Origin of the sequence: Streptomyces sp. NPDC097617 (genome assembly GCF_044761485.1) — a bacterium.
Taxonomy (GTDB): Bacteria; Actinomycetota; Actinomycetes; order Streptomycetales; family Streptomycetaceae; genus Streptomyces.
The window spans coordinates 130,905-143,225 of sequence record NZ_JBIWCL010000005.1 but is presented as its reverse complement, the minus strand read 5'-3'; the positions used below and the strand labels follow the sequence as shown (position 1 = coordinate 143,225).

General features: G+C 71.5%; 13 protein-coding genes, 1 tRNA gene and 2 pseudogenes. 9 read left to right on the top strand and 7 right to left on the bottom strand.

The features are described from left to right. Positions 1 to 2: 2 nt before the first annotated feature. The 3 genes and pseudogenes from ACIQZO_RS11690 to ACIQZO_RS11680 all read right to left on the bottom strand — a co-directional run. A pseudogene (locus ACIQZO_RS11690) lies at positions 3 to 269 on the bottom strand (XRE family transcriptional regulator); the annotation flags it as partial. After that, a complete protein-coding gene (locus ACIQZO_RS11685) occupies positions 226 to 627 on the bottom strand; it encodes a recombinase family protein (RefSeq protein WP_403624260.1) in 402 nt (133 codons plus the stop codon). The gene ACIQZO_RS11685 and the pseudogene ACIQZO_RS11690, both read right to left, overlap by 44 nt. A 240-nt stretch (positions 628 to 867) precedes the next feature. Beyond that, a complete protein-coding gene (locus ACIQZO_RS11680) occupies positions 868 to 1,350 on the bottom strand; it encodes a MarR family winged helix-turn-helix transcriptional regulator (protein WP_403623738.1) in 483 nt (160 codons plus the stop codon). A 113-nt stretch (positions 1,351 to 1,463) separates the two neighbouring features. Between ACIQZO_RS11680 and ACIQZO_RS11675 the strand changes: the two genes are divergently transcribed. Next, entirely contained in the window at positions 1,464 to 2,033 is a 570-nt protein-coding gene (locus tag ACIQZO_RS11675; RefSeq protein ID WP_403623735.1) for an NADPH-dependent FMN reductase, read from the top strand. A gap of 65 nt (positions 2,034 to 2,098) precedes the next feature. Here ACIQZO_RS11675 and ACIQZO_RS11670 read toward each other — a convergent pair whose 3' ends face one another. Beyond that, the gene (locus ACIQZO_RS11670) at positions 2,099 to 2,695 is read right to left on the bottom strand and encodes a TetR/AcrR family transcriptional regulator (RefSeq protein ID WP_403623732.1); all 597 of its coding nucleotides are present in this window, start codon (positions 2,693 to 2,695) and stop codon (positions 2,099 to 2,101) included. A 112-nt stretch (positions 2,696 to 2,807) separates the two neighbouring features. Between ACIQZO_RS11670 and ACIQZO_RS11665 the strand changes: the two genes are divergently transcribed. Next, positions 2,808 to 3,617 (top strand): SDR family NAD(P)-dependent oxidoreductase, encoded by an 810-nt coding sequence (locus ACIQZO_RS11665; protein WP_403623729.1) that lies wholly within the window; start codon positions 2,808 to 2,810, stop codon positions 3,615 to 3,617. Between the two features lie 112 nt (positions 3,618 to 3,729). Here the strand turns inward: ACIQZO_RS11665 and ACIQZO_RS11660 are convergent, their stop codons facing one another. Beyond that, entirely contained in the window at positions 3,730 to 4,161 is a 432-nt protein-coding gene (locus ACIQZO_RS11660) for a nuclear transport factor 2 family protein (RefSeq protein ID WP_403623726.1), read from the bottom strand. An 88-nt stretch (positions 4,162 to 4,249) separates the two neighbouring features. Next, on the bottom strand, positions 4,250 to 4,957 hold the full coding sequence (locus tag ACIQZO_RS11655; protein WP_403623724.1) for a helix-turn-helix transcriptional regulator: 708 nt from the start codon (positions 4,955 to 4,957) through the stop codon (positions 4,250 to 4,252). A gap of 240 nt (positions 4,958 to 5,197) precedes the next feature. Here ACIQZO_RS11655 and ACIQZO_RS11650 point away from each other — a divergent pair, with 240 nt between their 5' ends. From ACIQZO_RS11650 to ACIQZO_RS11630, 5 genes and pseudogenes are all read left to right on the top strand, one after another. Then, on the top strand, positions 5,198 to 5,545 hold the full coding sequence (locus ACIQZO_RS11650) for a hypothetical protein (protein WP_403623721.1): 348 nt from the start codon (positions 5,198 to 5,200) through the stop codon (positions 5,543 to 5,545). A gap of 83 nt (positions 5,546 to 5,628) precedes the next feature. After that, positions 5,629 to 6,258, top strand: a complete 630-nt coding sequence (locus tag ACIQZO_RS11645; RefSeq protein ID WP_403623718.1) for an RNA polymerase sigma factor — start codon at positions 5,629 to 5,631, stop codon at positions 6,256 to 6,258. Then, positions 6,255 to 7,373, top strand: coding sequence for a CU044_5270 family protein (locus ACIQZO_RS11640; RefSeq protein ID WP_403623715.1), 1,119 nt, complete (start codon positions 6,255 to 6,257; stop codon positions 7,371 to 7,373). Before ACIQZO_RS11645 ends, ACIQZO_RS11640 begins: the two co-directional genes overlap by 4 nt. Positions 7,374 to 7,518: 145 nt before the next feature. Then, a pseudogene (locus ACIQZO_RS11635) lies at positions 7,519 to 8,110 on the top strand (hypothetical protein). Further along, positions 8,101 to 8,174: transfer RNA gene (locus ACIQZO_RS11630), tRNA-Lys, on the top strand. The pseudogene ACIQZO_RS11635 and the gene ACIQZO_RS11630 overlap by 10 nt, the downstream one beginning before the upstream one ends. Before the next feature lie 88 nt (positions 8,175 to 8,262). Here the strand turns inward: ACIQZO_RS11630 and ACIQZO_RS11625 are convergent. Further along, positions 8,263 to 9,498 carry a M6 family metalloprotease domain-containing protein gene (locus ACIQZO_RS11625; protein WP_403623712.1) on the bottom strand — a complete coding sequence of 412 codons (1,236 nt, stop codon included), beginning with the start codon at positions 9,496 to 9,498 and terminating at the stop codon, positions 8,263 to 8,265. Positions 9,499 to 9,928: 430 nt separating this feature from the next. Here ACIQZO_RS11625 and ACIQZO_RS11620 point away from each other — a divergent pair, with 430 nt between their 5' ends. Then, on the top strand, positions 9,929 to 11,734 hold the full coding sequence (locus ACIQZO_RS11620; protein WP_403623709.1) for a putative bifunctional diguanylate cyclase/phosphodiesterase: 1,806 nt from the start codon (positions 9,929 to 9,931) through the stop codon (positions 11,732 to 11,734). A 128-nt stretch (positions 11,735 to 11,862) separates the two neighbouring features. Continuing rightward, positions 11,863 to 12,303, top strand: coding sequence for an ALF repeat-containing protein (locus ACIQZO_RS11615; protein WP_403623706.1), 441 nt, complete (start codon positions 11,863 to 11,865; stop codon positions 12,301 to 12,303). The last annotated feature ends 18 nt before the right edge of the window (positions 12,304 to 12,321 follow it).

The following is a 12,321-nucleotide window of genomic DNA, read 5'->3' as shown; positions in this document are numbered from 1 at the left end:
TCTCAGGGAGCGGTCACTTCGTCCATGAGCATCCGCAGAGTCAGGGAGTGCTTCTCGGGTGGCAGCGCAGCCGAGGCAGCCCGTGCATGCGCTGCTCCGGCTGCCCGGTCACCGGACCGAGCCAGCATCAGGCCCCGGTGCATCTCCAGATGTGTACGGAAGCGAGGAAGCGTTTCGGGAAGTTCTCGAAGGGCTTCCTCCTGTGCGCTGACGGCTCCCTTCTCGTCACCGAGTCGGGCCAGCAGCAGTGGCAGGAAGACGTTCATCCGCTTTGATGCAGGCGATCATCCGGCCATTGCCGGGGGTGATGTCCAGCGCGGGGTCGTCCAGGCAGATGACGTCTTTGCCGCCCTGGTAGCACGTGTCCGCGAACATCTCCCAGTGCGTCTGGTTGCGAGTGATGCGATCCAGAGAGGTGACCACGATCGCGTCCCACTCGTACCAGAGCGGTTCACGCATCCACCTGCCGAGGCCAGGCCGCTCCTCGGGACGGACCGCACCCGAGATGAACGAGTCCTCTACGTCGCCCACCACATCGAACCGGCCTTCAGCGGCCACGCCATCCAGGGCTTCAGCCTGACGCGCCAGAGCGGAACTGTCCTCGGAGTCCCGGCTGATCCGCCGCATCTTCAGGACGCGAGTACCCGGTGACGGCCGGTACGACATGTCGTTGCCCCCTACGTAGTCCCCATCTACTTCCACGGAGGCAACATGGTGATCATGTTTTCTCAGGACTGGGAGGCGAACCACTCGGTCCTCGCCCATCTGGCCGAGCACCGGGTGTCCTGGCGGCCCTGAGCGGGTCCGGATCGCACCGTGGTCGGCGGACGAACCGCCCGTCCGCCGACCTGCCGTCGCCGGACCGGGTCAGGCCTTTCGCCGGGCGCCCAGCCGTTCGCGGAGTACCTCGCCCACCTCGGTCAGGGTGCGCAGCTGTTGCGGTGTCAGGGCGTCGAGCAGATGGCGGCGTACGGATTCCACGTGCAGCGGGGCGGCTTCTGTGATCATGGTGATTCCGGACTCGGTGAGGACGACCTCGGCTCCCCGCCCGTCGGTGGCCACTTCCTCGCGGCGGACGATGCCCCGTTGCTCCATCCGGGTGAGCTGGTGGGACAGCCGACTGCGTGACCAGCGCATCAGTTCGGCCAGTGCGCTGATGCGCATGCGGTGGCCGTCCGTCGAGCCGAGCACGGACAGGACGTCGTAGTCGGCTTCGGAGAGTCCGCTGTCCTGGTTGAGGTCGCGCGCGATCTCCGCGTTGACCAGCGGGAACATCCGCCGCCATGCGTACCAGGCGTCCTGTTCGGACGTGGTGAGCCAGCGGGGCCCGGGCTCCGGTGCGGGGGTCATGTCCGCCACTCTAACCAGGTCGGTGACACATCACTTACCTGGTTGACATGTCACCAAGATTCCCGCTTCCATGGATGACACGTCAACAACCGCATCGACCGGAAGCCCTCACCATGACCCGCCTGCACGTCATCTCCGCCGCCACCCGCCCCACTTCCGCCGGCCGCCCGCTCGCCCACTGGGTCACCGAGCAGGCCCGCGAGCGGGGCGGCTTCGACGTCACCCCCGTCGACCTCGCCGAAATCGCCCTGCCCTTCCTGGACGAGCCCGAATACGCCTCCACCGGCAACTACGCGCACCAGCACACCCGCGACTGGAGCGCCCTGGTCGACTCGGCCGACGCCTTCCTCTTCGTCCTGCCGATGTACAACGGCGGCTTCACGGCCCCCTTCAAGAACGCCATCGACTTCCTCTACAACGAGTGGAAGGGCAAGCCGGTCGGCATCGTCAGCTACAGCGCCGGCCCCACCGGCGGCGCCCCCGCCGCCCAGATGCTGCTGCCCGTCCTGACCCGGCTCGGCATGCTGCCCGCCGAGCGCTCCGTCGCGATCCCGGGCATCCCCAAGCTGCTCGGCCCCGAGGGCTTCCTGGCCCCGCAGGAGCTCACCGGCGAGCTCGCCGGGGTCCTGGACGACGTGGCCGAGCTGGCGGCGCGGCGCGCCGCGGAGGCCGTCACCGTCTGATCCGCACACCGGGGGCGTTCGCGGGGAACCCCGTGGGCGCCCCTTCCGCGCCCCTTCCCGCGGGCTCAGCCCCGTACGGCGGCCAGCGCCTCGTCGTAGAGGGACGCCAGGTCGGTGCGGCCACCGCTGCGGACCCAGGTTTCGGTGGCGGCGTCCACGCAGGCGAAGACGGTCGCGACGACCGCCGGGGCGCGCACCTCACAGACCGGGCCCTCCCCGGCGGTCATGCGGGCCGCGACGGCGGGCAGGACCATCTCCTGCCAGCGCAGCCGCTTCTGCGTGTAGCGGGCGCGCAGCGACGGGGTGCCGAAGATCAGCGTCGTGATCTCCAGCAGCTGATCGGGGCTGCCGTGCGCGTCCATGAGCGCCTCGAAGCCGGCGCGCAGGGCCTCCCACGGGGTGGCGTCGGCGGGCTGGGCCTCCACCGCCGCGCGGAGCAGTTCGCCGTGCTCCTCCTGCTCACCGCAGACGATGTCCTCCTTGGTACCGAAGTACCGGAACAGCGACCGCTGGGAGATCCCCGCCTCCTTGGCGATCTGCGCGATCGTCGTGGCCTCGTAGCCCTGCTCGGCGAAGAGCCGCATGGCCGTGTCGAAGATGCTCGCGACCACGGCCTGGCGGGAGCGGTCCCACAGGCTCGGCTGCGTTGCGGTGGTCCCCATCCGGCCAGCATATAGGCGGACCGCCCATCTGACTGCTTCCGCCCGGTTGGCAGTCACTGCCAGGCAGGCATACAGTGATGCCACGATGTCATCCCATGGGCGAGGAGCCACTGTGAACGCGGTCGACTACCGAGGCAGGACCACCCTGATCACCGGCGCCAGCTCGGGCCTGGGCGCCGAATTCGCCCGCCAGCTCGCCGCGCGGGGGTCCGACCTCGTACTCGTCGCCCGCCGCGAGGACCGCCTCAAGACGCTCGCCGGGCAGCTGTCCGCGGCCCACGGCGTCGCGGTGGACACGATCACCATGGACCTGGCCGTCGACAGGTCCGGCGAGCTGCTGGCCGCCGAGGTCGACCGGCGCGGCATCACGGTCTCCGGCGTCATCAACAACGCCGGCTTCGGCACCTACGGCCGCTTCCACGAGGAGGACCCGCAGCGGCTCCGCCAGGAGGTGGGCCTGGACGTGATGGCCGTCGTCGACATCAGCCGCGCCTTCATCGGCCCGCTGCGCGCCCGCGGCGAGGGCGTGCTGGTGAACGTCGCCAGCATGGCCGGTTACCAGCCCGTCCCGAACATGGCCGTGTACGCCGCCACCAAGGCCTTCGTACTCAGCTTCACCGAGGCCCTGTGGCAGGAGTCCCGGGGCACCGGGCTGCGCGTCCTGGCACTGTCGCCCGGCGCGACGAAGACGGAGTTCTTCGACGTGGTCGGCTCGCAGGACGCCGCCGGCGGCACCAGCATGCAGACCTCCGAGGAGGTCGTACGCACCGCGCTGAAGGCGCTGGACCGCAAGAACCCGCCGCCGAGCGTGATCTCCGGAGGCATGAACCGGGTCATGGCCCTCGCCGGACGGTTCGCGAGCCGCCGCACGGTCGTACGGATGGTGGACCGGATCTCCGCCCCCCGCACCGCCCGGGGCTGAACCGAGGGGGTCGCCCGGTCACCCACCGGGGTCAGGCGCCCGTCACCGGACCCCGGTGGGCCGGACCGGACCGGCGGACCGGACCGGCGGGCGGGACGGCGGGCCGGACGGGTCAGGCGGCGAAGCGGCGGTTGCCGGTGAGGGACCACACGGCGGAGATCCGGCCGTCCGCGACCGCGAACATGTCGATGCCGCTCTTGACGACGACGTCCCCGTCCTCGCCCGCGTGGCTCTCGCTCCACCGGCAGGCCATCTCGCCGCGCTCGGTGTCGACCAGCGGTGCGGCCTCGGCGGCGAACGTCAGACCGGTGAGGGCGTGACTGTTGGCCGAGATGAACGCCGCCAGCTCGTCCTGGCCGAAGGTGTAGCCGGAGCCGGTGCCGTCGAAGTCGTCCGCGAAGTGCAGCCGGAAGCCGGGGGCGAGGATCTGCCCGGCGAGGGCGACGTCTCCGTTCCAGAGCGCCGTCCAGCCCTCCACGAGCCGGTTGCCGGCTTCCCGGGTCAGCGGTGCGGAGTCGGTGGTGGGGATCGTCGTCACAGACATGGGAGCCTTCCATGGTCGGTTCGTGTCACCCAGACTCCGGGCCGGGGGCGACAACACCCTGTCGGTGTTTAACCCTCCGGGAGGCGGCTCAAGCGAAACCATAGAGCTTGTCGAGTGCGACGAAATCCCGCCCGAGGGTGTCCAGTTCGGACAGGTCAACCGGACGCGGCTCCACCGTTTCCTCCAGCGCCCGCGCCTCGCGGATGCGGTCGAGGCGGAAACCCCGCACGGCGCGGCGCAGCCGGCACCATCCGATGAGGTACCAGTGGTCGCCGCCGAGGAAACCCAGCGGTTCGACGGTGCTGTCGGTGACCTCCCCCAGCTCGTCGGTGTGGCGCAGGTGCAGCAGCCGGTGGGCCGAGAGGGCTTCGCGCAGGGTGTGCGGGAGCGTGGACGGCCGGACGGGGTTCACGGCGATCCGCACCCGGGCGGCGAGCTCGCGCGCGGCCTCGCGTTCGCGCTGCGGCATGACGGCGAACACCTTGTGCAGCGCCGAGCGGGCGTCCGCGGCGAACGGCGATCCGGACAGCCCGTGCAGGGCGACGGCCAGCGCCGCCGCCTCGGCCGGGGTGATCGTCAGGGGCGGCAGGGTGTGGTCCTTGTCCAGCACGTACCCGCCGCTGCGACCCGGTTCCGCGTAGAGCGGCACGCCGGACTGCTGCAGGGCGCTGAGGTCCCGCTCGATCGTGCGGGTGCTGACGCCGAAGCGCTCGGCGAGCCACCGGGCGCTGCGCGGCCGGGGCGAGACCGCACGCAACTCCTCCACCAGGGCGTACAGACGCTCGGTACGGTTCACACCCAAGGACCGTAGCCGATGCCCCGGGGCCGGCGACGGCGGATCCGGCCGGTGCGTACGGGGAAGCGGGATCCGCGCCGACCGATCACCTGCTCGACTCCCCCGCCACGGAGTCCGTCCACCTGCTCGTGCGCCTCATCGGCCGTACTGGTGTTCCGGCCGTCGCGCAGGGGTCTTGCGTGGCGTTGGACAATGGACGGTGGCCCGGAATCACTTGGTACGCGCAGCAGGAGGACACGCATGGCAGAGCCCGAGCGGACCGAGCGGCGGCTGCGGCCGGCGCCTCTGCTCTTCGAGCCCTCGGAGGCCGTGGCGGACCCCGAGCACTTCTTCGACCTGGAGTCGATCGAGGACCCGCGCGAGCTCCTGGCCCGTGCGACCGAGCTGACGCTGGCCTTCCGGGCCGCGCAGGAGCGGGCGGTGGAGTTCCAGGCCCTGGCGGCGGCCCAGCTGGCGGATCCCCGGCGGTTCGACCGCCTGACGCCGGCGCTCATCGCCGAGCAGGCCGAGTGGACCGAGGACTACGCCCTCAAGATGATCGAGTTCGGTGAGACCCTCCAGCGCGGCACCGGCACCGACCTCACCTAGGCCCACCACTCCGCGGCGGACGTGACGCAGGTCACGGGAACCCCTTCGTGGGTGCCGGACAGCCGACAGGAGTGACAACAGAGATGCGAACCCGGGTGCGGTCCGGGGATCCGGACGCCTACGCGGAGCTGTTCGACAGCTACGCCCGCACCGTCTACAACCACGCCTTCCGGATGACGGGGGACTGGGCCTCCGCCGAGGACGTCATGTCGGCGGTCTTCCTGGAGGCCTGGCGGCTGCGCGGCACGGTCGACGCCGAGGGCGGCTCGCTGCGGCCCTGGCTCCTGGGCATCGCCACCAACCTCGCCCGCAACCACTGCCGCAGCAACCGGCGCTACCGGGCCGCTGCCGCCGCCGCCGCGGCGGCCGACGCCGCCGCCGCCGCGCCCGACCACGCCGACGAGGTGGCCGGCCGGCTGGACGACCGGCAGCAGATCGCGGCCTCGCTGGCGCAGTTGAGCGCCCTGCGCGGACCCGAGCGTGAGGTCTTCCTGCTCTGCGTGTGCGAGGGACTGGAGTACGCGGAGGCCGCCCGGGTCCTCGGCGTCCCGGTCGGGACCGTGCGTTCCCGGCTGTCCCGGGCCCGTACGAAGCTGCGCAGACTCGCCGACGCGGAATTGAAGAAGAACAGACGGGAACTCGCGGTTCGCCCCCGACAGACATATGGCGACCGCGCGAAAGCGGTCCGGTCCGCACAGGAAGGAACCCGATGAACGCCGACCTCTCCCGCCCCCGCCCGGCCGGCCAGGAGGAGGGCTCTCCCCTCCTGCCGTTCGCCGAACGGGAACTGCCCGCGGGCCGCCACCAGTTCCACAAGGAGCGACTGATGGCCCAGATCCACGAAGACCTCCGCGCCGCCGACGCCGGTACCACCGTGCCCCCTGCCCGCGCCTCCCGGTCCGCCGGTTCGCGCAACCCGTTCCTGCGCCGCTCGATCCTCGCGCCCGCCGCGGCCTTCGCCCTGGCCGGGGCGCTCGCCGTCGGTTTCCTCTCCCACCTGGACCGGGGCGCCGCGGACGGAACCGGCTCCACGTTGGCCACCGGCCCGGCGATGACCACCCGGATCGGCGCCGCCGACCCCAAGGGGGCGCCGCAGTTGCTGGACCGCATCTCCCTGGCCTCCGCGTCCACGGGCGCGGGCCCGGCGGTGCGCGCGGACCAGTTCGTCTACATCGCGAGCAAGAGCGCCAACACCTATGTGAAGACCGACGGCGACACGAGCACCCTGGTCAGCGAGCAGCTGCACATGCGCCACCAGTGGAACTCCCCGGACGGCGCCAAGGGCTGGCTGATCGAGCCCGGCAGCACCGGACCGAAGGGTGTGACGCTGGACCGCACCTACGAGAAGGGCGAGGTCATGAAGCCCTACCTCAACGCGCCCACCTACAACTACCTCACGGGGCTGCCCACCGACCCCGACGTGCTGCTCCGGCGGATCTACCAGGAGACCCGGGGCATGGGCAGCGGCCCCGACCAGGAGGCCTTCACCACGATCGGCGACCTGCTGCGCTCCAGCTATCCGCCGGCCGAGCTCACGGCCGCGCTCTACAAGGCGGCGGCGAAGATCCCCGGCGTGGTGACGGTGGACGAGGCGGTCGACGCCGCGGGGCGCAGCGGCATCGCGGTCGCCCGGCTCGACGAGCACTCCGGCCGGCGCGAGGAATGGATCTTCGACCGCCAGACCCTCACGTTCCTCGGCGAGCGCAACGTCCAGGTCGAGGGCGAGTCCGGCGAGCAGGGCCTGATCAAGCCCGGCACGGTCGTGTACACCAGCGCCGTCATGACCCGGTCGGTCGTCGACCGGATGAAGGAGATCCCGGCCGGCTGACCCGAACCGCCCGGTCGCGGTCACCCGCGGCGCCGGGCGCGACGGACCGGCATACGCGGGCGCAACATACTCCAGGTCTACCCGCCATGTCCCGGTTTTGCGTAACCACACGCATCCGAATCGCTACGGCGGGTACACCTGGCATATGACGACGCTGACGACGGCACCCGCGCGCACCGCTCCCGCCACCCACGTCACCCCGCAGGGCGCCGCCTGGCTCGCCTCCGCAGCCGCCCACCCCCGACGCACCCTCGCGGTGTGGCAGGCGCGGCCCGGACTGCCCGCCACGCTGCCCTGCGGAGATCCCTTCGACGTCGTCAATGTGCCTCTGCTCCTCGGACGCCGCGTCCTGGACCTGCTCCGGACCCAGGGCCCCGGCTCCGGGCCGGTGGCCGTGCACCGCGGCCGGATGCTGCTCCTCGCCGCCCCCGGTACCGCGCATCGACTGCCCGCCCTGCTGGCGTGGGAGGAGTGGGGCGCCTCCCGTACCGCCCCGGTGCCGCTCTGCCACGGGCGCGGCGACGCCGTCAGCGTCCCGCCGCTGGCCGCCACACCCGGCCCCTCGCGGTGGCTGGTGGCGCCCGACACGCGGGAGCCCTGGCTCCCCGGGCCCGAGGCCCTGCTCTGGGCCTTCGTCCGGGCGGCCCGTACCCCCACACCGACCGGACCTGGGGATATCGATTTTTCGTTCCGCCGATCCTCCTGCTAATGTCTTCCTCGTCACCAAGCGCCGCTAGCTCAGTTGGTTAGAGCAGCTGACTCTTAATCAGCGGGTCCGGGGTTCGAGTCCCTGGCGGCGCACAGACGGAAGAAGGCCCCCACGCGAGTGGGGGCCTTCTTCGTTGTCCCGAGGACCGTCCCGAGGACCGTTCCGAGGACCGCCCTGCGGTCACGTCGTGATCTTCACCGTGTACGCGCCGGACCGGGTGCGGTCCGCCACCTCGATGGTGATCCGCTCCCCGGGCACGGTGTACGTCTCGCCCACCTCCAGCGGCGCGTCCGCCAGCGGCGGGTACACCGAGCGGTCCCAGCACGCCTCCGTCGACGGGTGCGCGTCCAGCACCTCGATGGGGCCGCCGCCCGACGACGCCTCGTTGCGCACCCGGTAGACCAGGACGCCTTCCGTGCAGGTGTCCCCGTCGTTGCCGGCGGAGCCCCGCGCCTCGACGGCGATCGCGCTGCCGCGTCCCGTACGGATCACCGCGAGCCGGGTGCCCCCGGTCCCGCCGTTCGGCGGGGCCTGGGCCAGCGGCTGGAGGGTGTGCATCGAGGAGCCCGACTGCACGCAGTCCACCTGGGAGGCGTCCAGCCAGCCCAGCTTCCACTTGTGCCAGGCGAAGAGGTCGGGGGCCATGCCGAACTGGCTGCCCATGACGTCCCAGTCCCCGACGTAGGTGTCCCAGTCGCCCTTGCCGTCCGTGGGCCGGTGGTAGAGGTCGGGCAGGTCGAAGACGTGACCGGTCTCGTGGGCCAGTACGTTCCGGTCCGGCGGGTGGCGCTCGAAGACGGTGACGATCCGCCGCAGTTCCGTGCCGTCCGCGACGATCGGGTGCTCGAAGTTGACGACCTTCGTGGCGTCGGAATCCACGCCGGGCGCGTCCGGGTCGGCCACGAAGTACACGACGTCGTACTTGCGGAAGTCCACTTGGGCGTCGGCGGTGGCGACCGCGTCCCGCAGGTAGGCCGCCCGGTCCCCGGCGGCCCAGTCCCGCCTTATGCCGTACGCGCTGGACGGCTTGGGCATCTGGATCCAGTGCTTCTGCGGGTGCGGGACCAGCCGGAACCGCCCGTACGAGGCCTGCTCGAAGAAGGTGCTGGTGGCGGGGAAGTAGTCGCCGGCGATCTCCTCGGTCGTCAGGGCGCTGCGGTGGTCGGGGAAGGAGAGGAAGACCATGACCGCGTTGAGTGTGCGCTCGGGCTTGGGGTAGGCGCCGTTCCAGGTGTCCAGGCCGAGGGAGTGGTGCGCCGTGGTGCGGGTCAGCGCGCAGGGTCCGGCTCCGGAGTCGGCCACCGCGGGACCGGCGACGAGCGACATGGCGGCGAGCGCCGTCAGGGAGGTGACCGCCGCGGCCGTACTTCTGACGCGGGAGCGTTCCACTCCCCCGGGTGTCTGCTGTCGCGCCACATCGACCTCCGGTGGTGGATTCGTGCCTGTTCATCCACCTTGAGGCGATTGTCTTACTAATGCCCTGTTCCACTGCCCCACACGAGTGAGCAATACGGCAAGCCGGTGACCCCCGGACTTCACGCCTGCGCCTACAGAACGTCACGACCGATCACCTGAGATCAGCAGGAGCACTCGCATGCTCACAGCCGTGCAGAAACGATCGCCCGGTCTTCGGCCGGTGAACCGTCATCACACCGAACTGACCCGCCTCAACCCGTGGTGCCGCTGGATAGAGCCTCCCGGCAGCCTCTATGATCGGCACACTTTCCTGCGCGGACACTCACGAACACTGCGGGAGCCAACGGTGAGCGGAACCTCAGAAGGAACCGGTTCGGCGGCCGACAGCATTCGATCGGCCATTACGGAGCGTCACCCGGCGGTGCCGGCAGTGCCGTCGACATCGGCCACCCAGGCCGCCCGGGCCGCTTCGGCCACCTCGGCGTCGCCGCACCGCGCCGAGTCCGAGCAGCGCGACTACCGGGCCGCCTTCAACGCGGCCCACCTCGCCATGGCCGTCGTGGACCGCGAGGGCTACGTCGTCACCGCCAACCAGGCCTTCGCCGGGCTGCTCGGCAGCGAGCCCCAGGCCCTCGTCCACCGGTGCGCCGCCGACCTGGTGGACCTGGCCGCGGAGGCCCGTACCTGGGCCGCGTACCAGGAGGTGCTCCGCGGCCGGCAGGCCCGGCTGCGCTGCACCCGCCGCCTCAAGCACCCCGACGGGCACTCGCTCTGGACCGAGGTCACGCTCGGGCCCGTCCCCGGCACCGGGGACGTCCTGCTGTCGGTGGCCGACATCAGCGACCGCCGCGACCTCCAGGCCCGGCTGCGCCACCTCCAGATGCACGACCCGGTCACGCGACTGCCCAACCGCGCCCTGTTCTTCGAGCGGCTCTCCGCCGCCCTGGAGGCCGCCTCGTACGAGCACGGCGGCGGCACCGGCCGGATCGGGCTGTGCTATCTGGACCTCGACGGCTTCAAGGCCGTCAACGACACCCTCGGCCACCGGGTCGGCGACCGGCTGCTGACCGCCGTCGCCGGCCGACTGACGCAGTGCGCCGACCAGTCCGGCTACGGGCGCACCGGCGGGCACCTGGTCGCGCGCCTCGGCGGTGACGAGTTCGCCCTGCTGGTCGAGGACTCCACCGGCACCGAACAGCTCGCGGACCTGGCGCGCAGCGTGCTGGCCGCCGTGCAGGAGCCGTTCGACCTGGCCGGGCAGCGGCTGTCGGTCTCCGCCTCGATCGGCGTGGTCGAGCGGGCCGCGGCCGGCACCTCGGCGACCGGCCTGATGCAGGCCGCCGATACGACCCTGTACTGGGCCAAGGCGGACGGCAAGGCCCGCTGGACGCTGTTCGACCCGGAGCGCAACGCGCACCGCATGACCCGCCAGGCGCTCTCCTCCACGCTCCGGCCGGCCGTGGAGCGGGACGAATTCGCGCTGGAGTACCAGCCGCTGGTGGACCTGGAGAGCGGCGCGGTGCGCGGGGTCGAGGCCCTGGTGCGCTGGAACCACCCGCAATTCGGCACACTTACGCCGAATCGGTTCATCGGGATCGCCGAAGAGGACGGCTCGATCGTCCAGTTGGGGCAGTGGGTCCTGCGGACCGCCTGCCGGCAGGCGCGGCGCTGGCAGATCGAACAGCCCAGCGACGCCCCGGTCTTCGTGTCCGTCAACGTGGCCGTCCGGCAGGTCTGGGACTCGGACCTCGTGGGCGATGTCGCGGAGATCCTGGCCGAGACGGGCCTCGCCCCGCAGCTCCTGCAGCTGGAGCTGACCGAATCGGCGGTGATGGGCTCGGCCGGGCGACCCCTCCAGGCCCTTCAGGCGCTCAGCGACATGGGCGTGCGGATCGCGATCGACGACTTCGGCACCGGCTACTCCAACCTCGCCTACCTCAGCAGGCTCCCCGTATCGGTTCTTAAACTGGACGGCTCGTTCGTGCGCGGGTTCCGCTACGACGAGGGCGCGCACCCGAACCCGGCCGACGAGACCATCGTCGAGGCCCTGGTCCAGCTCGCGCACCGGCTGGGCCTGACGGTCACGGCGGAGTGCGTGGAGACCGCCGGACAGGCCGCACGACTGAAGCGCGTGGGCTGCGACACGGGTCAGGGCTGGCTCTACTCGCGAGCGGTGGCCCCCGAGCGGATCGCCGAGATGATCGGCACCCGGCCGGGTGCGGACCACCCCTCCTAGCCGTTCCACTTGGTCGTTCGGAGGGCTTCCAGGGGGCCGTTCATCGTTGGACAGCCCCAAAACCCCCTGCAACGATCTTCGGGCAAGAGGTTCTTGACCGAGTTCGTTGTTCTGTGGGGGAAACCAGCATGAAGCTCACCCGTTCCGCGCTCGCCCTGACCGTCGGCGCCCTGGCCCCGGCCCTGCTCCTCGCCACCCCGGCCCTCGCGGCCGGCCAGGCCGCCGCCGCGCCCGCGAAGGTGGCGGCCGTCACCGCCGGGCAGTCGCCGTACGACACCATGACGGACGCCGAACTCCGCGTCGAGATAGCCCGCATCCTGGCCACCAACCCGGGCAAGGGCGTCACCCGCGAGGCGAACAAGGCCCTGGACGGCACCGCCGCCGACCGCACCGCCTTCCTGAACACCGGCCTGCGACTGGCCCAGGCGGAGGACGACCGCGTCGCGGTCGGCCGCATCCTGGCCCGCCCGGGCATCAGCGACGCCCTGCGTGCGGCGGCCCAGAAGGCCGTGGGCGGCACCCCGGAGGAGCTCCGGTACTTCATCACCGTGGGCCAGTACCAGGTCTGACCGCCCCGCTGGGACACG

Coding starts and splice junctions, on each gene's coding strand:
- ACIQZO_RS11660 (WP_403623726.1), bottom strand. CDS start 4,161: ATGTCTGTGACGACGATCCCCACCACCGACTCCGCACCGCTGACCCGG.
- ACIQZO_RS11650 (WP_403623721.1), top strand. CDS start 5,198: ATGGCAGAGCCCGAGCGGACCGAGCGGCGGCTGCGGCCGGCGCCTCTG.
- ACIQZO_RS11640 (WP_403623715.1), top strand. CDS start 6,255: ATGAACGCCGACCTCTCCCGCCCCCGCCCGGCCGGCCAGGAGGAGGGC.
- ACIQZO_RS11645 (WP_403623718.1), top strand. CDS start 5,629: ATGCGAACCCGGGTGCGGTCCGGGGATCCGGACGCCTACGCGGAGCTG.
- ACIQZO_RS11680 (WP_403623738.1), bottom strand. CDS start 1,350: ATGACCCCCGCACCGGAGCCCGGGCCCCGCTGGCTCACCACGTCCGAA.
- ACIQZO_RS11685 (WP_403624260.1), bottom strand. CDS start 627: ATGCGGCGGATCAGCCGGGACTCCGAGGACAGTTCCGCTCTGGCGCGT.
- ACIQZO_RS11670 (WP_403623732.1), bottom strand. CDS start 2,695: ATGGGGACCACCGCAACGCAGCCGAGCCTGTGGGACCGCTCCCGCCAG.
- ACIQZO_RS11675 (WP_403623735.1), top strand. CDS start 1,464: ATGACCCGCCTGCACGTCATCTCCGCCGCCACCCGCCCCACTTCCGCC.
- ACIQZO_RS11615 (WP_403623706.1), top strand. CDS start 11,863: ATGAAGCTCACCCGTTCCGCGCTCGCCCTGACCGTCGGCGCCCTGGCC.